This window comes from Cohnella hashimotonis (assembly GCF_030014955.1).
Lineage (GTDB): Bacteria > Bacillota > Bacilli > Paenibacillales > Paenibacillaceae > Cohnella > Cohnella hashimotonis.
Genome location: NZ_JAGRPV010000001.1, coordinates 6,984,929 through 7,006,076 on the forward strand (window position 1 = coordinate 6,984,929; position 21,148 = coordinate 7,006,076).

11 protein-coding genes and 1 pseudogene are annotated in these 21,148 nt (G+C 62.1%); all 12 read right to left on the reverse strand.

The window, feature by feature from the left end; all coding sequences use genetic code 11:
* Positions 1-38: 38 nt before the first annotated feature.
* Entirely contained in the window at positions 39-275 is a 237-nt protein-coding gene (gene secG / locus KB449_RS27795) for a preprotein translocase subunit SecG (protein WP_282911478.1), read from the reverse strand.
* Positions 276-382: 107 nt separating this feature from the next.
* The gene (locus tag KB449_RS36605; protein ID WP_350356246.1) at positions 383-748 is read right to left on the reverse strand and encodes a BclA C-terminal domain-containing protein; all 366 of its coding nucleotides are present in this window, start codon (positions 746-748) and stop codon (positions 383-385) included.
* A 549-nt stretch (positions 749-1,297) separates the two neighbouring features.
* A complete protein-coding gene (locus tag KB449_RS27800) occupies positions 1,298-1,786 on the reverse strand; it encodes a copper amine oxidase N-terminal domain-containing protein (protein ID WP_282911479.1) in 489 nt (162 codons plus the stop codon).
* 222 nt (positions 1,787-2,008) lie between these two features.
* Positions 2,009-3,568 (reverse strand): annotated as a pseudogene (locus KB449_RS27805) (catalase); the annotation flags it as partial.
* Positions 3,569-3,789: 221 nt separating this feature from the next.
* Positions 3,790-4,560, reverse strand: coding sequence for a sugar phosphate isomerase/epimerase family protein (locus tag KB449_RS27810; RefSeq protein WP_282911481.1), 771 nt, complete (start codon positions 4,558-4,560; stop codon positions 3,790-3,792).
* A gap of 546 nt (positions 4,561-5,106) precedes the next feature.
* Positions 5,107-7,902 carry an alpha-mannosidase gene (locus KB449_RS27815; protein WP_282911482.1) on the reverse strand — a complete coding sequence of 932 codons (2,796 nt, stop codon included), beginning with the start codon at positions 7,900-7,902 and terminating at the stop codon, positions 5,107-5,109.
* A 25-nt stretch (positions 7,903-7,927) separates the two neighbouring features.
* Entirely contained in the window at positions 7,928-11,086 is a 3,159-nt protein-coding gene (locus KB449_RS27820) for an alpha-amylase family protein (RefSeq protein WP_282911483.1), read from the reverse strand.
* A complete protein-coding gene (locus KB449_RS27825; RefSeq protein ID WP_282911484.1) occupies positions 11,079-12,404 on the reverse strand; it encodes a glycoside hydrolase family 125 protein in 1,326 nt (441 codons plus the stop codon). The genes KB449_RS27820 and KB449_RS27825 overlap by 8 nt, the downstream gene beginning before the upstream one ends.
* 1,255 nt (positions 12,405-13,659) lie before the next feature.
* Complete coding sequence (locus tag KB449_RS27830; protein WP_282912921.1) at positions 13,660-16,779, reverse strand: alpha-mannosidase; 3,120 nt, start codon at positions 16,777-16,779, stop codon at positions 13,660-13,662.
* Positions 16,780-16,793: 14 nt separating this feature from the next.
* Positions 16,794-19,094, reverse strand: a complete 2,301-nt coding sequence (locus KB449_RS27835) for a glycoside hydrolase family 3 N-terminal domain-containing protein (protein WP_282911485.1) — start codon at positions 19,092-19,094, stop codon at positions 16,794-16,796.
* A 108-nt stretch (positions 19,095-19,202) separates the two neighbouring features.
* Entirely contained in the window at positions 19,203-20,108 is a 906-nt protein-coding gene (locus tag KB449_RS27840; protein WP_090117127.1) for a carbohydrate ABC transporter permease, read from the reverse strand.
* Between the two features lie 41 nt (positions 20,109-20,149).
* Positions 20,150-21,082, reverse strand: a complete 933-nt coding sequence (locus tag KB449_RS27845; RefSeq protein ID WP_277566748.1) for an ABC transporter permease — start codon at positions 21,080-21,082, stop codon at positions 20,150-20,152.
* Between the last annotated feature and the right edge of the window lie 66 nt (positions 21,083-21,148).

Here is a 21,148-nt window from a genome sequence, read left to right on the forward strand (position 1 = left end):
GCGGGAAGCCCTCGCTTCCCGCTTGAACGACATTGCAATTACGCACTCACAACGTAAGCAACGACCAAGGACAGAACGAAAAATCCGACTGCCAGAACGATCGTGAGCCGTTGAAGGAACAGATCCAATCCCCGTGCCTTTTGCTTGCCGAACAAGTGCTCCGCACCGCCGGAGATGGCGCCCGACAGGCCTGCGCTCTTGCCGCGCTGCAACAATACGGTGCCGATCAGTCCGAGCGAGAAAATGACCAGTACGATTTTCAAAGCGATTTCCACTGCTTCCACCCCCCGTGATGCCGGAACACTGAGAATCGGTTCAATAGGCATAAAACGTTAGTTTCATAATAGCACAAGCCCGCGATAAGTGGCAACCGTCATTACAATCAGGCGACTTGCTCGATCACCAACTGTGCGCCCACGCCCGGTGCGAGTGATAGAACCTGAGGTACAGCCGAATTGTTGCGTAACGTAATGACGTCTCCCGCGGCCAAGTTTAGATATGCGACGCCGTTGAGATTTCCTGTCGCAATGAAGGAGTTGACATTCGTACTCGGATCTACGACACCGTTAACCGCTATAGCCATAGCCGAACCAATTCCCGCTGTGATGCTTAGATCGTAGTTTATTTTGTATATGCCTGTATTGGGAACAGTGAAAGTGGTCATGCCCGCATTATGAACGACACCGCCAAATGAAGGGCCATTACTTGAAAAAGGAACATCGGCGCCGCCAATAACGGTAGCATTCACTATGGTCGCGAGATGATAAGCGTAAATTCCGCTGATTAGACCTGCCGGCGCGCTGCCGGGTTCCCCTGTATCTCCCTTCGGACCTTGGGGGCCGGTCGCGCCGGCAGGGCCAGTCGGTCCAGTTGCGCCCGTATCGCCTTTATCGCCCTGCGGACCTTGGGGACCGGTCGCGCCGGCAGGGCCTGTCGGTCCAGTTGCGCCTGTGTCCCCTTTGTCGCCCTGCGGACCTTGGGGACCGGTCGCGCCGGCAGGGCCTGCCGGTCCAGTTGCGCCTGTATCGCCTTTGTCGCCCTGCGGACCTTGGGGACCGGTAGCGCCGGCAGGGCCTGTCGGTCCCGTTGCGCCTGTATCGCCTTTGTCGCCCTTCGCCCCCGTCGGTCCCGTCGGTCCCGTTTCGCCAGCAGGTCCGATGGCGCCTGCATCGCCCTTGTCGCCCTTATCTCCTTTATCCCCTTTGTCTCCCTTCGCGCCAGCAGGGCCTGCCGGTCCAGTTGCTCCCGTTGCTCCCGTCGCGCCTGTGTCGCCCTTATCTCCCTTATCTCCTTTATCTCATTTATCGCCCTTGTCGCCCTTTGCGCCCTGCGTCGTTTGAGGCGCGTCAGCCGTCGTGACGACGACTGTCTGGTTCGCCTTGTCCCACGTTACGGCGGCGCCGAATTGATCGACCAGGAAGCGTACGGGCACCATCACTCTGTTGTTAATGAGCGCACCCGGTTGATCCAGCGTAATTCGCGTCACATCCGAACCTTTTTTCACGGTAGCCACAGACTCGCCGATTTTAAGCGTTACGACCGTGTCGCCCTTAACCGCGGTTACGGTTTGGGTCGATCCGTTCCACTGCAACTTCGCGCCAAGCGGATCCAACGTCCCCTTCATCGGCACGAGAACGGTATTGTTGACCATAACCGGATCGACATCCAGTTTTTGAACGTTGCCGTCGATCGACAAAGACAGCGCCGCGGCCTGACTAACCGGCAGCATGAGCAACGAAGCCGCAAGCGCCATGGACGCCAACGATTTTCGCCAGTTTCTTTTCATTACATGCCCTCCTCGTTCATAAAATTTAGATGATATAAGTCTTTTCTCGACCTAATTTACCATTCTTCGGCATTAATTTATAGCGATTTTCTCCTTCATTCCGGCGCAAAAAAAGCGGATCGCTCGACAATCGAACGATCCGCTTTTTCTATTAAGCGATCGGCAAGGCAAATCCCTATCGCCGGCTTTGCGGCAATTCGGCATTTGCCTTTCCTCCGCTTCTCAGTATCCGTCCGTCTCTCCGCCCAGCTTCTTCGCCTCTTCGACACCCGCATCCGAAGCGACCGCTCCCGTGGCGGGATTGCCGTGCTGCAGCCCGTTCGCCTCCAGCCCTTCGCGCACGCGGCGGCCGTAGTCCGGATCGGCCTGCGTGAAGTAGCCGATCATCCGCTCGCGGATATCCGCCTTGCAGATGCTGAGGTTCGCGACCAGGTTCGCGATCAGCTCGTCGCGCTCCCAGTCCTCGAACGCGCGGTACGTCTCTCCCGCTTGCTTGAAGTCGTTGGGCCGGTCGATCTTCTGCCGCACGAGGCGCGCATTGTAAGCAGGCTCGTGATCCTTGCCCGCCTTGGGCGCTTCCTTCAGTCCGCCGAGCGAGGAAGGCTCATAGTTCACATGCGGGCTCTGGCCGGGCGCCGCATCGACGTTGTACGCCATCTGGCCGTCGCGCTGGTTCGTCGCGACATGCGTCTTGGGCGCGTTGATCGGCAGCTGCAGATAGTTCGTGCCGACGCGGTGCCGCTGCGTGTCCGAATAGGAGAACGTGCGTCCCTGCAGCAGCTTGTCGTCCGAGAAGTCGAGGCCGTCCACCAGCACGCCCGTTCCAAACGCAGCCTGCTCCACTTCCGCGAAGTAGTTGGTCGGATTGCGGTCGAGCACCAGCTTGCCGACTGGCAGCATCGGGGCTACATCCTCCGGCCACAGCTTGGTCGGGTCGAGCGGGTCGAAGTCGAGCTCGGGATGTTCGTCGTCGCTCAGAATCTGCACCCGCAGCTCCCACTCCGGATACTCGCCCTTTTCGATCGCCTCATATAAATCCTGCGTGGCATGGCTGTAGTTCTTGCTGATGATCTTGTCGGCATCGGCCTGCGTCAGGTTGCGGATCGGCAGCTTGAGCGGCTCGAAGTGGTACTTGACGAGCACGCCGACGCCGTCCTTGTTAACCCATTTGTACGTGTTGACGCCCGAGCCTTGCATCTGCCGATAATTCGCCGGAATTCCCCAGGGTGAAAATAGGAACGTGACCATATGCGTAGCTTCGGGCGAAAGCGAGAGGAAGTCGAACATGCGCTCCATATTGTTGACGTTCGTGACCGGGTCCGGCTTGAACGCATGCACCATATCGGGAAACTTCAGCGGATCGCGGATGAAGAAGATCTTGAGGTTGTTGCCGACGAGGTCCCAGTTGCCGTCCTCGGTATAGAACTTGACCGCGAAGCCACGCGGATCGCGCAGCGTCTCGGGCGAGTGGCCGCCGTGAACGACGGTCGAAAAGCGAACGAACGCCGGCGTCCTTTTCCCCGCCTCCTGGAACAACTTCGCCCTCGTATACTTGGAGACCGGCTCGTCTCCTGCTTTTCCGTACGATTCGAAATAGCCGTGCGCCCCGGCACCGCGCGCGTGAACGACGCGTTCTGGGATACGTTCGCGGTCGAAATGCGTGATTTTCTCGAGGAAATGATAGTTTTCCAGCGTCGTCGGTCCTCTGCTGCCGACCGTGCGCACGTTCTGGTTGTCCGTGATCGGATGTCCCTGGCGATTGGTCAGCGTCATGTCCGATTCCGCGCCTTGTTGTTGTCCGCCGTTCTGATTCGTCTCGTTCGCCATCTTATGGTCACCTCTATAAGTAAGAATGAATCGCTACTCTTACTCTATCCCTGGACTGGCAGGATATGCATGAAGATGACATGAATTCCGGATGAAGCGGAGGTGAAGAATGTGCGCACGTGAAAAAGCCCGGCCATCGGGCCGGGCTTGTCGCGTCTATCGCTGCGTGAACCGGATCAGATCCAGCCGCGCTCCTTGAACCAGGCGTAGTTCAGCTTCGCGCTCTCGAGCGAGCCTACGTCGTACTGCTCCTGCTCGATGATGACGTACTCGACGCCGGCCTTCTCGGCAGCCGCCAGCGCGGAGTCCCAATTGACCGAGCCCTTGCCGATCTCGGTGTCCTTGCCGTCATCCTTGAAGTCCTTGGCATGCACGAGCGGCAGACGGCCGGCATACTTCTCGATGTAGGCGGCAGGGTCCTGACCCGCGACCTTCACCCAGCCGAGGTCGAACTCGAATACCAGCTCTTCAGCGGACAGCTGTTCGGCAAGGTGGTCGATAACCAGCTTGCCGTCCTGGGCAGGCTTGAATTCGAACGCGTGGTTGTGATAGCCGAACTCGAGGCCGGCCGCGCGTACGATCGCCGAAGCGCGCTTCAGCGTGTCTGCGAATTTGTTCACGTCCTCGACGGACGGATTTTCGGGCAGCGGGTAGTAAGGCACGACGAAGCGCTTGATGCCGAGCTCCTTGTAATAAGCGACCTTCTCGTTCAGGTCGGATTCGAACTGGTCCGGCTCCTGCACGTTCAGACCGACGTGCACCGAGTTGACGTTCAGGCCGGCATCGGCCAGCGCCTGCTTCAGGTCGGCGGCGGAAACGCCATAGTTGCCCGCCAATTCAACGTTCTTGTATCCGATCTCGGCGATCTCGCGGATCGTGCCGAGGAAGTCCTTCTCGCTGCGGTCGCGTACGGAGTAAAGCTGGATGCCCACTTGCGGCTTGCTCATCGTCATTTACCTCCAAATAGGGGATTAGCGCGGACGCGCTTATAGCTTTTATTGTGCTTGATCCTATTATAGGCATTCAAGGAGAACGCTTACGATTCCGATATTAGCTCATTTTATATGGCATTTGGACTTCGTGACCCGCGCCCGCGTCCGCCGCTCCCTTTCATGCCGTTAACGGGGTACATCATGTCGAACCCATTTTCGGCCCTACGGCACCTAGCCGCTACGGCAAAAAAAAACGGGATGGAAGCAGATCGTCCTGCTACCATTCCGTTTACATGTTGGCTGATTAACAACCTAAAGTAACGCTGTACGACGTTACTTCGCCGCCGTACGATGCTACTTTCGCCTTTACGTCCGGTCTGCACGCTAAAGTAACGCCGTACGATGCTACTTCGCCGCTAAGACTGGTCTGCACGCTAAAGTAACGCCATACGATGCTACTTTCGCCGCTACGGACGGTCAGCACGTTAAGTACCGCCGTACGACGCCACTTTCACCGCTACGGACGGTCAGCTCGCTAAAGTAACGCCGTATGACGTTACCTCACGCTCGCGCCGGCACCGCGCCCCGGATGCCCAGCGTGAAAATCTCGCAGGCGCCCAGCTGGCGGACAAGCGCTTCAGCTGAAGCTGCCGGGGCAACCTCCGTCCCGCGCCGCTCAAGCACGTCGCTCTCGTAGAACGACGAAGCCGTCGCCGCCACGCGCAGCTCCGCGGCCTCCGGCCGCATATTGAACCAGCGGACCATCAGGTCCCCGCTCTCCTCGCCGATCGCGGCGGAGGAGAAGGCAATGCCCTCGCCTTCCCAGCTCAGCAGCTGCCCGGAAGCAGCCAGCGAGCCCTCGTGCACGCCGGTCTGCGCGATCGTCCAAGGCGCCTGGAACTGATACGCCTCGGCAAAGGCGCCGTCCGTCGCGCCGTCGCCGCCATGCGGAACGAGCAGCAGCTCCGTCGTATGCATGCCCAGGCACTGCGCTTCCGGCGTCGGGAACACGCCCCAGTCGCCCAGCTCGGCGACCGACCGCAGCAGCGTCACCGCGATCGTGCCGCGTCCGTCCCGTAGCACCTCGTACTCGTTCAGACCGAGGTTCGCGACCGTCAGGCCGAAGGCCTCGCCGTCCGCGACGTCCACGAATGCCTGCTGATGCTGGGCGTTGCTCGGATTGCGCCATTCGGCCGCAGGCTCGGTATCCCGGCGCGCGATCTCGAAGATCGCGTCCGCCAGATGCGTGGCAGCCTGCAGATCCGTCGGGAATAACGCGCGGACGCGATGGTCCTTGGCACGGTTGTCGATCGTCGTGCGGATGCCGACGCCGCGTCCCGAGCGTTCCAGGCTGACGACGGTGCGAATTTCCATCGGCACCGTCTCTGCCACGCGCTGCGCCTTGCGTTCAGGGAAGTATACGGCTTCCCGCTTCTCTTCCTCGAATAGCGTGTCCGCCGAAGCCGGCACGGCCCAGCGATGCACGATCTCGATTGCGCCGCGATGCGCTTCGTCTTCCAGGACCCGGATGTCGGCCGCAAGGCCGCGGGTCGTCAGCGCCGTCTCGCCATCCGGCTGCCGGTACATGTACTCGTTGCCGATGTCGCCGGTGTCCTCGTAAACGAGCAGATCGCGGTATGTGCGCCCGGTCTGCTTGTCCGTCACGGACAGCGTGCCGTCGTCCGCAACTTCGACGCGCAGGCGGTCGTTCTCCAGCGCGCGTTCGCCGCTGACGAGCGGAGCAACCGAAGACGCCGTAGGCTTTCCCGCAACAGCTTTATCATCAGCAGCCTCGCCGTCACTCTCCCCGGCAGCAGACTTGACCCACGCATAAGCCTTCCAGCCCAGCGCCGGCACGTCCGCCGCCTCGAACGTCAGCTTCACGCGCCGCGTCCAGTACGGCTGGCGGAACTTGTCGTCCGGCAGATCGTAGCCAAACTGCAGGCCGAGATCCTCCACCCGGCAAGCTACGGCCAAGCCCTCGGCATCCACCAATACGCGCCCGCCGATGTCCAGCGCCTTCATACGGCGCTTCATCTCCTCGGGCGGCACGCCGTCGCGGTAGTAGATTCGCTCGACGTCGAGCTCAAGCTCGACCGTGCCCGTGCGCGGCCAGCCGGTCGTGTTGAACGCCACGAGCGGCAGCGCGTCCGCGCCGTAACGGCCGAATGCCGACGTATCCACGGCATCCGCCGCGGCCCGCTTGCTGTCGTCTATGATCGCCTCGGCGACGTGCCGGCTTTTCTCGAACCGGGTCACCATCTCGCGATGGACCTCGTCGACGCTGCAGCCGCAGATGCTGTCGTGCGGATGGTTTTGCATGAGCGTCTTCCACGCGTAAGTCAGCAGATGATGCGGATAGGCTTCGCCAACGCCGTGCGCGATCGCGGCGAGCGGCTCCGCCACCCGCTCCAGCAAAGCTTGCCCCAACTGGTTCATCTGCTTGAGGTAAACCCGCGCGGAGGCGGTATTCACGAGCGTAGACCAGCCGTCGGTGCGCTGGCTCCGCAACTCGCCCTTGACGACGGACAGGTTATCGCCGAGCGACTGCCGGACCGACGCAAGATAGTCTTCGAAGCTCGAATGCACGAACTTCGTGTCCGGATACAGCTCACGGGCGACGCGGATCGCCTCCGGCAGGTCGGTCTGGATCGGCTGGTGGTCGCAGCCGTTCATGTAGAGCAGCTGGCCGGTCGACGCATAGCGCTCCGCATCCGCCAGCTTGCGATCCCAGTATGCCTTCGCTTCGGCCGCGTCGACGGGCACTTCGTTGCCGTTGCTGTACCAGTTGGCGAACAGGATGCCGAGCACGCGCGACCCGTCCGGTCCTTCCCAGACCAGCTCGGAAAACGACGATTCATACTCCGAATCGGCTACCGTGTTGTTGAACCCGGTCGGCTTCACGCCGCGTCCGAACACGGCGTTGTCGATGCCCGCCTGCTTCATGATCTGCGGCGCCTGGCCGATATTGCCGAACGTGTCGGGGAAGTAGCCGACCTTCGAGATCGTCCCGTACCGCGCGGCGTCGCGATGCCCGATGAGCAGATTGCGCAGGTTGGCCTCGCCGCTCGTCAGGAACGCGTCCTGCAGAATGTACCAGGGACCGATATGAATCCGTCCTTCGCGGATCAGCTTTTCCAGCCGCTCCCGTCGTTCCGGACGCACCTGGAGGTAATCCTCCAGAATGATCGTCTGGCCATCGAGGAAAAAGCTGCGGTACTCTTCTTTCCGCTCCAGCGTGTCCATCAGCGTATCCATCAGGCGGATCAGCCGGACGTGATGCTTTTCATAAGGTAAATACCATTCGCGATCCCAGTGGGTGTGCGAGATGATATGGGCGGTTCTTTTTTGCTCCAAAATGATTCTCTCCTCTCCTGATCGCTCAGGCGCCGAAATCTGTTTCTACTGTCATCTCGCCAGGGCGATAGACGGCGGTCAGACGGCCCTCCCTGTCGACCGAGAACAGCACCGAGCGCTCTCGCTCCAGCAGGAACGAATAGGTCGCTCCAGTCGAAGCGTCCTTCACCCGGACCGGCGTATCGTAGGCATACTCCGAGACGAATACGTACAACGCGCCATCCGCAAACGAAAGCTTGCGCCCGTAGACGCCCGGCAGGTCGCCGCCCTCCAGCCACTCGAGCGTAGGCTTATAGTTTGCCGTCTCCAGCGCGTGCTCGTACAGCGCCGCGATCGGCTCGACGCGGTCGTTCAGCTCGACCGGCAGCGGGCACCACAGGATGCGGCCGATTCCGTAGAACACGTCGACCACGACATCCGCTCCCGAGCCGGCGGCGTCGGCCGGCACTTCCTTGGCGACCTGCGCGATGCGCCGGCTGCCGTAGCTGACCGCGTAGCGTTTGCCGCCGACGGCGAGCCGCTCTTCGCGAACGACGTTGGCGGGCTTGCGCGCGCCAAGCGTCTCCGCGAGACGGTCCGTGTGCCGCCAATATGCGTCGAGGCCCGCGGGACCGGTGACGAGCAGCGTCGCGCCCGTCCGGCCGACGATGTCAAGCAGCTGCGCAAACGCAGCGTCGTCCACGTTGTGGGCGGAAGGCAGCACGATGAGCTTGGCCGGCTCGTCCAGCAGCGGCTTCAGGTCGTACTCTGACACGCCGCGGAACGGAACGTTCAGCTCGTAGGACAGCACGCGGGTCAGCTTCGTCGTGGCGTCGAAGGCCAGCTTGCGGTTGGAAAGATCGTTCGAATACGGGAAAACGACCGCCACGTCCTCGAGCGCGCGGCCTTTGAACAGATCGCGCGAAGCTTCGATGAACGCGCCGAAATCGTACGAGACATCCGCCTCCGGCTTTTCCGTGCCGTCCGCGCGCAGCGCCCCGATATGGGATTCGTTCGCGTTGTCCATATAGAAGTTCGTGTTCCAGATCCAGTGGATCGCGCCGGCGCCGCCTGCCGCGAAGGCGTAGGCGTATTTGCGCTCCAGCATCGCTTTTAGCTCTTGCTCCGAGCGCTTCGCGAGCCCTTCCGGCGTTTCCACGTACATGATGCCGGTCTCCTGCACGACGTTCGGCTTGTCCGCCGTCTTGGCGAAGACGCCGTCCCACAGCAGCTGGTCGTTCAGCCACCAGGAATGCACCGTCGTATAGTCGACCGCCTTTCCATAGAAAAACGGAGATGGCCGCTGCGCGCCGAGCGCCTCGTCCTGGCCGACGGTCACGAGATGGTCCGGGCAAACGTCTTTAATCGCGGCGACGAGCTGGCTCGCCCACCGGTTGTGCATGTCCATCGAGAACAGCGCGTAGTCGAGCCAGCGCGTTCCCTTTTTCCCGCTGTGCATGTCCTGAACGTCGAAGTTGATCTGCTCGGGCTCCGGAATCTCGGCCGACGCGAAGTCCGGCAGCTCGCCCGGCGTCATGCTCCAGCGCTCGCGCAGCCGTTCGATCGTGCCGTGCCGCCGCTCCAGCCACTCGACGAATGCCGCCCGCTCGAAAGGATCGCGGCTCGAACGCGGACCGTCGGAGAAGATGCGGACCGGATCGAACATCGACGGTTCGTTGATCAGATCCCAGTCGACATGCTTCGTCTCGCGGTGGCGGCTGACGATGGTTCGGATGAATCGTTTCTGCGCTTCCACGCTGCGCGGGTCCAGGTATGGGTTTAGGCCCTCCCACGCCTCCGGCGTGAACGAGAAGAAGGTGAACGTCACCTGCAGCCCGTGCTTCTTGGCGGTCAGCAGAAACGCGTCGATCGCGCGCAGCGCGTCCTCCGAGACGTGGCCGTCGACCTGCATGATGTTGCGGTACGCCGTCCAGATGCCCGTGCGGATCCAGTTGATGCCCGCCCGGCGCATCTGCGCCATATCGCGGTCCCATACCGATACGTTCGGGAGGAACAGGAACTTGCGCGCGACGTCGCTCGTCATGTACGTCATGCCGACGATCGGCAGCGGACGCCCGTCCTGCTCGAAGTAGTCGCGCCCGGCCCGAATCGTCGTACCTTCGGCCAGCAGGGCCGGATCTGCGCCCCAGAAGCCCTGCCGGAGATAACGGACTTCGCCGTCCTCCGATTCGGCCCGGCAGGACACCCGGTAGAACCCGTTTTGCACGTCCGTCGGTACCGGAATCCGCCATACGTCCAGCTCCCGGCCCACCTTTTCGCTAAGCGTCAGGCGGAACGGTTGCTCCGTGCCGGCTTGCCCGTTCGTCTCCCGCTCGACCCGGAGGTCGAACGTCCACTTTTGCATGCCGCGATCGGCCGCATTGACGGACTCGCCGCCTGCAGCGCCGCCGCGTCCGAGCGTCTGCGTCTGCAGCGTCAGCAGCGGTCGCTCGTGCGCTTCATAGACCGCATAGCTTGGCTTCAGCCACAGCTCCGTCACGCCGCGCGCGCAGAAACGCGCCCAGCCCGCGAGAGCCGCCCAGCCGCCGCGCGCCGCGAACGCGTCGCCGAGCGGCTGGTTTACGAACAGCCAGCGGCTGCCGGCGAAGTCGCCCTTGGTGTTCTCCCACAGGACGACCGGAGCGGACCGCTCGCGTCCGTCGGCCGACATGCCCTTGAGCAGCGCGTACACGTGCGCGTCCATCGGGCCTGCCGAGCCCATCTGATGCGGAAGGTCGCTCGCTCTCGACACGTGCGGCACGAGGTTCCAGGTGTCGGCAACGTCAAGCAGCGCCTCTTGTCCCGCGAACAGCGGAATATCCGCGTGCGATGCATGTCGCGCCACGGGGTCGGCGGACACCCGCAGCATCTCGTGAATGCGAAGCTGACGATGGTAAGCCGTCTGCTCGGCTTCGACATGCCAGGCGCCGCCCGCGCGGCGAACCGGCTTGCGGAACGGCGCGCCGCCCGCGCTGAGCAGACCGCCACCGCGCTTCAGGTACGCAAGGATGTCCCCCCACGCGGCGACGGGGAAATACGGCGCATGCAGCGACACGAAGCTGCCGGCGCCCGCGCCGCGCAGTCGCTCGCCGAGCTCCTCCGCGTTCGCCACTTCGCCGATCAGTCGCGCTTCCTCCTCCGACAACGCCGGAGCGCCGGGAAATGCCGGGTCGTAGAAAACGATGATTTTCGACGCGTCATCCATCCAGCAATCCATCCTTCATCGCGCGGTAGACAAGCTGCGAGAACAAGCTGTTCGACCAGGCAAACCACTTGCGCGTGAACACGGCCGGATCGTCGGCGTGAAAGCCCTCATGCATGAACCCCGTGTCTCCGTCCGTCGCTTCGAGCATCGCGATCATCTCGAGCTTCTCCTCGTCGGTCGATGCCGTGATGCCCTGCATGGACAGCGCCATATGCCAGATGTAATCCGGCGGGGTATGCGGGCTGCCGATGCCCCGCGCGACCTTGCCTTCGTAGTAGAACGGATTTTCCTTGCTCAGCGCGAATCGGCGCGTGTTCTGATAAATCGGATCGTCCGCCGATACGTAACCGAGGTACGGGATGGACATGAGACCCGGCGTGCCCGCGTCGTCCATCAGGCAGTAGTTGCCGTAGCCGTCGGTCTCGTAGGCATAGATAGGTCCGAACTCGGGGTGGCGGTAGATGCCGTACAGCTGAATGCCGTGATCGATGTCGGCTTCGAGCGCCTTTAACTCGGCCAACAGCGCCATGTCGCGGAACACCCACTCGGCGAACTCCTGCATATGGCGCAGCGCGACGACAGCGAACATGTTGCCCGGAATGTTGTAGTGGAAATCGCAGGCGTCGTCGCTCGAGCGGAACCCGGACCAGACCATGCCCGTGTAGTTGACCGGCATGCCCAGCCCGTTGTTGCGCAGGGAATCCGTCGGGATGCCGTTGTTGCGCGTGAAGCGGTATGGCGACAGCTCGAAGTGGCGCTGCTCGGTCTTGAACAGGTCGACGATCAGGCGCATCGCCTGCTTGAAGCCCGCGTCGAATACGTCCGCGCGCCCGGTCTCTTTCCAGTACAGGTACGCGAGACGCATCGAGAAGCACAGCGAGTCGATCTCGAACTTGCGCTCCCACACCCACGGCGACATCTCGGTGACGTCGGTCGTGTTCCAGTGCCAGTCGTTGGCGGATTCGTTAAACGCGTTCGCGTACGGGTCGATCTGGATGTACGCAATGTGGCGGCGGATGAGGCCTGCGATGACGCGCTGCAGGTCCGCGTCGTCCTTGGCCAGCGGCACGTAGTGGACGACCTGCTCGACGGAATCCCGCAGCCAGGAGGCCGGGATGTCGCCGGTGATGACGAACGTCGTGCCGTCGTCCAGCAGCTTGGTCGTCGTCTCAAGGGTGTTCGGGAAGCAGTTTTTGAAAAGCCGGAGCAGCTTCGGACGGTGCGCGAGCCGCTGCTCGGCTTCGGCGAGCACGTCCCGCACGGCCGCCGGCAGCGTCAGCTTCGGCATCGCGATCTGTGGCAATCTGAATTGTTCCATGGCAGGCAAGACCCCGCTTCTATGTGATTTAACGAGCTAAGTTAACGTTATAAAGCATTACCGCCGCCTGACCGTGAACCACCGATCCGACCGAGATAACAAGCCGCCCCTGAGAGAAGACGCGCGCATCGTTATCCAGTCACGTACCGTTAAATAGTTCAGAGCGGCCGGTGACGTATGTTAGCGGCATTCCGTGCCGATCATGGGCCCGGAGCGGCTCGCTCGCGCGTGTTAACGGCATTCCATGCCGCTAATGGGCCTGGAGCGGCACGCTCGCGTGGGGTAACGGCATACGGTGCCGCTAATGGACCTGAAACGGCGCGCTCGCGCGTATTAGCGGCATTCCGTGCTGCTAATAGACTTGGAGCGGCGCGCTCGCGCGTGTTAACGGCATTCCATGCCGCTAATGGACCTGAAACGGCGCGCTCACGCGTATTAGCGGCATTCCGTGCTGCTAATAGACTTGGAGCGGCTCGCTCGCGCGTGTTAACGGCATTCCATGCCGCTAATGGGCCTGGAGCGGCGCGCTCGCGCGTGTTAACGGCATTCCATGCCGCTAATGGGCCTGGAGCGGCTCACTCGCGCGTGTTAACGGCATTCCATGCCGCTAATGGATCTGGAGCGGCGCGCTCGCGCGTGTTAACGGCATTCCGTGCCGCTAATGGACCTGGAGCGGCTCGCTCGCGCGTGTTAACGGCATTCCGTGCCGCTAATGGACCTGGAGCGGCTCGCTCGCGCGTGTTAACGGCATTCCGTGCCGCTAATGGATCTGGAGCGGCTCGCTCGCGCGTGTTAACGGCATTCCATGCCGCTAATGGATCTGGAGCGGCTCGCTCGCGCGTGTTAACGGCATTCCGTGCCGCTAATGGGCCTGGAGCGGCTCGCTCGCGCGTGTTAACGGCATTCCGTGCCGCTAACACGCCTGCTAGCGGCGCTGTCGCATATGTTAGCTGCATTCGCGCCGTTAGCGACTCTTGTGCGTACTGCTATCACCACCAGAAAATACGTTCGCGCATCGTTATTCCGTTGCAAACCGCCGTTCCCGCCGAAATAAGACGCTGGCACATCGTTATTCCGCTGCGAACCGCCATTCCCGACGTGATAGCCCTGGCACATCGCTATTCCGCTGCGAACCGCATTCCCGACGTGATAAGACCCTGGCACATCGCTATTCCATCGCAAACCACCGTTCCCGCCGAGATAAGACGCTACCGCATCGCTATTCCGCAACATACCGCCGATCCCGCACGATACATTAGCGATCTAAAAGCTTAACCGTCTTAATCTCAAACGGCGCAAAAGAAAGTTCGATCCGGCCGTCCTCGACCGCAAGCCCCTCTCCGTCCGCCTCGAGCGCATTCGAGAGCACCGCGCGCGCGAACGGGCGAGGCCAGTTCAGCACGGCGCGGCCGCGGCCGCCCGACGATTCGTACAGGCGCAGCACGATGCCGTCGCCGTCCTCGGCCGGCTTGACCGAGTCGAGCACGACATGCTCGCTCTCGAACGGCAGCAGCGCGCCGGCCGCCGGGAGCGAGCCGCTCTGACGGTCGGCCAAAACCACGATGTCCTCGGCGTTCAGCTCCGCCGCGCGCCGCAGCGTATGGGCCGTCCGCCAGTCGCCTTCGTGCGGATAGAGCGAATAGGTGAATTCATGCTCGCCGAGATCTGCCGTGATGTCCGGCCACTTTGGAGCGCGGAGCAAGGACAGGCGGATCGTCGTGCCCTGGATGTCGTAGCCGTACTTGCAGTCGTTCAGCAGGCTGACGCCGTAGCCGTGCTCCGACACGTCGACGAACCGGTGGCCGCACACCTCGTATTGCGCCTGCTCCCAGCTCGTGTTGCGATGCGTCGGACGCTCGAGCGCCCCATACGGAATCTCGTACGTCGCCTTGTTCGCGACGACGTCGATCGGAAAGCCGACCTTCAGCAGCTTGTGCGCTTCGTTCCAGACGATGCGGGTGCGAAAGTCGATGCGCCGGTCGCCATGGTAGAATATGACGTCCTGGCTGATCTCCGACTGATGCAGTCGCCAGCGGAAACGCAGCACGTCCATCGTCTCGCCTTTCAGCGCCACGCTTTTCGACAGCAGCTCGGCCTCGCCGGCCGGCTGCAGCTCGTAGCGCTCGTCGATGTCCCAGGCATCCCACAGCGTCGGGCGGTCGTGGTAGAAGCCGAAGCGGTTCGCGGCTTCGCCTTCCTTCACGATCTCCCGTCCGGCACCCTTGTCGAACAGGCTGACGATCTCGCCTCGCGCGTTGAACCGGACGCGGTAGACCGCGGTCTCCCAGCTGTCGCCAAGCGTATACCCGGACGCGCCCGCCGCAGCCGCGCCTGCGTCGCCTTGCTCGCGCAGCCAGATCGTCTTATAGCCGAAAGCCGACACCGCCGGCACGCGCACGGCCAGACGATCTTCGCCGACCGCATCGGCGTTCAACCGGACGCCATCCGCGTCATAAGCGGCAAGCGTACCCGCTAATAACCCCGCGAACCCTTTCGCCGCCAGCTCAGCCTGCATGTCCCGCGCCCAGCCGAGTCCGTTAAAAACAACATAAGGCATGCCTTCGCCGACCGTCGTATCGATGCCTCCTGCGAGCGCCGGCAGGATCTCGTTCAGGCTATTGCGTCCCTTTTCAAAAATCGTCCCGTATTCCTTCTCCGAGGTCACGTACGCTTCGGTAATCGCCGACCCCGGGATGATGTCGTGGAACTGGTTGAGCAGAATCAGCTTCCAGCCTTCGTGCAGTTCGCTCCGCAGCCGTCCGTCCAGTCCGGCGTCCAGCCGAGGCAGCGCGAGCGCGTGCCACAGCTCGGCCTCGCGATACAGCACTTCGGCTTTGCGATTGCTGCGCTTGTTGCGGCCATGCGTCGTGTACGTCCCGCGGTGCAGCTCGAGATACAGGTCGCCGTGCCATTCCGGCACTTCGCTGCGTTTCGCCTCCGCGCCCGCGAAGAAATCCGCGGCCGTGCTATGCTTGCTGGCCGGCTGGCCGACCATCAGGTCCGCAAGGTCGACGTACTCGAGCATCTCGCGAGTCACGCCGCCGCCTCCGTCACCATGCCCGTAAAGCAGCATCTGCTCGGGGTACACATCCTTTTGCCGGTACGATTGCCAGTGCTCGTGAATGTCCTTCGGCGTAGTATGCTCGTTGATGCCGTGATTCAGATACGACAGCATCGGCGTGCCGTCGATGCCGATCCAACGGAACAGGTCGTACGGGAATACGTTCGTGTCGTTCCAGTTGAGCTTGGTCGTCATGAAATAGCGCACGCCGCCGTGCTTCAGAATCTGAGGCAGCGACGCGCAGTAGCCGAACGTATCCGGCAGCCACTCGATGTCCGACCCCCGGCCGAACTCTTCCTGGTAGAAGCGTTGGCCGTACAGCATCTGCCGCATGAGCGATTCTCCGCTCGGGATGTTCAGGTCGGGCTCGACGTACATGCCGCCGACCAGCTCCCAACGGCCCTCGGCGATCCGCGACTTCACCCGCCCGTACAGCTCCGGATCGTTGTTCTTCAGAAATTCGAACAGCAGCGGCTGGCTCTGCGCGTACCGGAAGTCCGGATACTCGCGCATGAGCGCGTCCACCGTCGAGAACGTCCGGCTCGTCTTGCGCACCGTCTCCCGTACCGGCCACAGCCAGGCGACGTCGATATGCGACTGCCCGACCATGTGCTGGACGCCTTCGGCGTTGCCGCCGACCTCGCGGACCTCGCCCGCCAGCTTCGCCTCAATGCCTGCTACCGCTTTGCCTTCGCGGATATCCCCCTCGCTCAGGGATACGTACGCATCCATCGCGCGAAGCAGCGCTTCAAGCAGCCGCGCCCTGCGGAAGTCCGTCTCCGGCAGCAGCACGGCCGAATCGCGCACGACCGTCGCCGCGTACAGAAGGCGCTGGACCGGTTCGTTCGTCAGCACCAGCTCGCTGCGGATCGCGGCGATCGGCGGATGGATGGTGGCCTGGCGGTTCAGCGGATCGACCGGCTCGGGGATCGGATCGAAGAGCTCGATCTCAAGCTCGGGCGCCGTGCCGACACGAGCGACATCGAGCGTTACAAACGTATGGTTGCGATCAAGCCCTTGATACGAGGCGCCATTAACGCGCAGCAGCCCCTCGCCGCCGGATTCGAACAAGAGGCCGATTCGGGCGCCCGACGCGATCCAGTCTCGGGACAGCTCCAGCTTTTTGCGAAAAAAGTAAGTGTTCCCCTGCTTGCTCGGAAACGGGGCAAGTCCCTCCGTCTTATAGGGAGCGCGCTCCTCATACTTCCCCGGCAGCACGTAAGTCGCCCGCTCGATCGCCCAATCGCTCACTTCCGCTCGTTCCAGCCATTGTGCCTCGGACAGCTCGCGAAGGAAGCGGCGCAGACGTTCCAAAATGTCTTTTGCGTTCATCGGTTTCCGTCCTCCTTGACGAGCAGATCGGCTGCCAGCGTGTCGGCCGAATGCCGCCCGACCAGCACCTTGAACCGTCCCGCTTCGACGACCCGCTCGTAAGCCGGGCCTACGTATTCAAGCTGTTCTCTCCCTACCCGAAACTGAACGGTACGCGTCTCTCCCGGCGCCAGTCCGATCTTCTCGAAGCCTTTCAGCTCCAACGCAGGCCGCGTGACCGCACTCGCGACATCGGAGATATACAACTGCACGACCTCGGAACCCGCGACGCCGCCCGCGTTGGTCACATCAACGGAGACGATCGCTTCATCATCGGGTCCGATCGCGGCGGGCGTCACCGTCAGGTTGGCATATTCGTAGTTCGTGTAGCTGAGCCCGTAGCCGAACGGATACTGGGGCTTCAAATCGCTCTCCAGGTACCGCTTGCCTCGCGAGCGCTTGCCGTTATAATACACGGGCAGCTGCCCGACATCGTTCGGAATCGATATTGTAAGGCGCCCGGACGGATTGACGTCGCCGAACAGAATGTCTGCAATCGCATGACCGCCCTCCTGCCCCGGATACCATGCCTCGAGGATTGCGTCCGCATGCGCGTCGATCCACGGTTCCGCGATCGGCCGTCCGTTGATATAGACGACGATAAGCCGCTTGCCGAGCTTGCGAATCTCCTGGATCAGCTCGAGCTGCACGCCGGAGAGACGCAGCGACATGCGGTCGATGCCTTCGCCGCAATCCATGTCGTTCCAGGCATTCTCGGTCACCTTGGACGCGCCTGTCTTCAGGTCGATCGTGCCGTCGCCAAAGTCCCGCGCGCTGGAGCCGCCGACCACCATCACGACGGTGTCCGCTTGCTGCGCCGTCTCAAGCGCCAGCGGAAACCCGTCCCGGTCTTCGCCGCGAATCCGGCAGCCCGGCGCATAGAGCACCCGCTCCGCGCCCAGCTTGGCGCTGATGCCCGCGAGCACCGTGGCGACTTTGTCCGCGGGCTGAGGCGACGTGTAGTCGCCCAGCTGGTTGTAGCCGAGGTCGGCGTTCGGACCGATGACCGCGACCTTGCCGGCGGACGGGTCGAGCGGCAGCGCGCCGCCTTCGTTCTTTAGCAGCACGACGCCTTCGGCCGCCAGCTGCCGCGCCAGCGCGACATGCGCGTCCGCGCCGATCGCCTCGCCGGCGAGCTGCGCGTCTACATAAGGCCGCTCGAACAAGCCAAGCTTGAACTTGAGCGTCAGGACGCGCCGGGAAGCCCGGTCCAGCGCCTCTTCCTTCAGCTTGCCCTCGGCAAGCGCCTGCCGCAGGTACTTGCCGAACATTTCGCCCGACATCTCCATATCGATGCCGGCTTCGAGCGCCCGTACGGCGGCTTCCATGCCGTCTTCCGCCGTGTCATGCCCCGCCGCGAGCATATCGATCGCGCCGCAGTCGGTGATGATCATGCCGTCGAAGCCCCAGTCCCGGACCAGCACCTCGTCGAGCAGCTTCGCGTTCGTCGTGCACGGGACGCCGTCGATCTCGTTGTAGGCCGGCATGATCGAAGCCGCGCCTGCCTCCACCGCCTTGCGAAACGGATGCAGGTCGACCTCGAGCAGCTCGCGCCAGCCCATATGGACGGGCCCGGCATTGCGGCCGCCCTCCGAGCTGCCGTATGCAACGAAGTGCTTCAGCGTCACGGCGACGCTGTCCGGCGCATCGAGACGCTCGCCCTGCATACCCTCGACCGCGGCGACCGCCAGCTCGCCAACCAGGTACGGGTCCTCGCCGAAGCATTCCTCCGTCCGGCCCCAACGGGGATCGCGGACGATGTCCAGCACCGGCGAATACGTGACCGCGCCCCCCTGGGCGCGCGTCTCCTTCGCCACCGCGCGGCACATCTCGCGGTAAAGGCCGACGTTCCAGGCGCTGCCGATCGACAGCGGCACGGGGAAAACCGTCGCGCCGATCGCCATATGGCCGTGGGAGCACTCCTCGCCGATCAGCAGCGGGATGCCGAGCCGCGAATGCTCGATCGCATAGCGCTGGATCTCGTTGACCGCCGCCGAGCCGCGAACGGGCGACAGACCCGTCTCCAGCGTGACGCCGGTCCACGGGTCGGCGCGCAGCGTGCCGTACAGCGCGCCTACGGCGCCCCGCGCGACCTGTTCCTTGAACGTCTCCTTCAGGACGACGTTCCCGTCTTTATGTTCATAGGCCTGCCAGCCGAACGGCTGCACGAGCTGGCCGACCTTTTCTTCCGCCGTCATCTGCCGAAGCAGCAGCTCCGCGCGTACGCGGGGCGGCTTCGACGGGTCTTTGTAATCCATTCTTTTCACATCCCGCTCGTTCTTTGACCGCTGCCTAACCTCTGCTTAACCCAGTGCGATCCTGCAAAAGCGCATCATCCAAGGCCTTTCCTGCGGCCCGAATCCCGCTTATTCTTTAACGCCCCCGACCGTCAGGCCCTGAACGAAGTAACGCTGGAAAAACGGATAAGCGAAAATAATCGGCACCGTCGCCAGCACGACCATGGCCATGCGGGCCGTATCCTGCGGCATCGACTGCAGCACCTCGAGGCTGATGGAGCCGTTCGCCGAATTTTGCTGGATGAACTGCATGCTCGATTCGATTCGCATCAACATCGCCTGCAGCGGCACCTTGTTCGGATCGTCGATGTACAGCAGCGCGTTAAACCAGTCGTTCCAGTAGCCCAGCGTACTGAACAGGCCGATCGTAGCGAGGCCGGGCAGCGACAGCGGCAGCACGATGGTGGAGAAAATGCGGAATTCGCCGGCGCCGTCGATCTTGCCGGACTCGATGATCGCGTCGGGAATGCCGGTGATGTAAAACGTCCGCAGGATCATGATATAGAAGGCATTGAGCGCGAGCGGCAGGATGAGCGCCCAGATGCTGTCCTTCAGGCCGAGCAGCTGCGTCACGACGATATAAGTCGGAATCATGCCGCCGCTGAACAGCATCGTGAAGATCGCGAACAGGGAGAAAAAGCGGCGGTACGCGAAGCTGCGGCGCGATACCGCGTAAGCATACAGCGAGATCAGCAGCAAGCTGACGACCGTACCGATGACCGTTACGAGGATCGTGACCCCGTAGGAGCGCAGCAGCGTATCGCCGGTTTTGAATATATATTGATAAGCATCCAGGCTCCAGGCTTTGGGAATGATGCGGTATCCGTCCGTCGCCAGCGTCTTCTCCTCGGTGAAGGAGATGATGACGACGAACACGAACGGAAACACGCACAGAAATGCGAATATGCCGGCGATCAGGTTGAACACGATATTCCAGCCCGGCGATGCCTGGTGGAAGTTCCGTTTCTTTTTCATCACGTTGGGCACCGGATATGCCCTCCTCTCGATTCAGGAATTTAGAACAGCGCGCTGTCCTTGTCGACCTTGCGCACGACATAGTTGGACACCATGACGAGCACGAAGCCGACGACGGATTGATACAGGCCCGCGGCGGTGCTCATGCCGATCTCGCCGGTCGTCTTGAGGCCCCGGTATACGTATGTGTCGATAACGTTCGTCACGGAGTATAGCGTGCCCGAATCGCGCGGCACCTGATAGAAGAGGCCGAAGTCGGCATAGAAGATCTTGCCCACGGCGAGCAGCGTCATGATGATGATGATCGGCTTGAGCATCGGCAGCGTGATATTGCGCACTTGCTGCATCTTGCTGGCGCCGTCGATCATCGCGGCTTCGTACAGCGAACGGTCGATGCCGAGGATGGAGGCCAGATAGACGACGCTGCTGTAGCCGATCGATTTCCACAAATAGACCAGCACCAGAATATAAGGCCAGACCTTCGGATCGTTGTACCATTGCATACGGTCCATGCCGAAGTATTCGAGCGTATGGTTCAGCAGGCCGCGGTCCATGCTCAGGAAGCTGAACGCGAAGTAACCGACGATAACCCACGACAGGAAGTACGGGAGGAACATGCCGGTTTGATACAGCTTGGCCAGCTTCTTGTTCGCCAGCTCCGACAGCAGAATGGCCAGCGCGACGGAGAATACGAGGCCGAGAACGATAAACGCGATATTGTAAAGCAGCGTGTTGCGAGTGATCGACCACGCGGCGTCCGTGCTGAAGAGAAACTTGAAATTGGCCCATCCGACGTTTTTGCTGTGGACGAGGCTGTACCAGAAGCCGTGGCGGCTGAAGCGGTATTGCTTGAATGCGGCGATCGTGCCCACCAGGGGCAGGTAGGAAAAGAAAAGGAACCAGATGGCGCCCGGGAGCACCATGAGCAGCATAACCTTGTTGCGGTTGAACGAGCGGAAAAAGGATCCGACCATGTTCGCCAATCCCTCCTATGGTCTTTTGTGAATACGACAAAAAATAACGAAAGATCGGGCGAATTG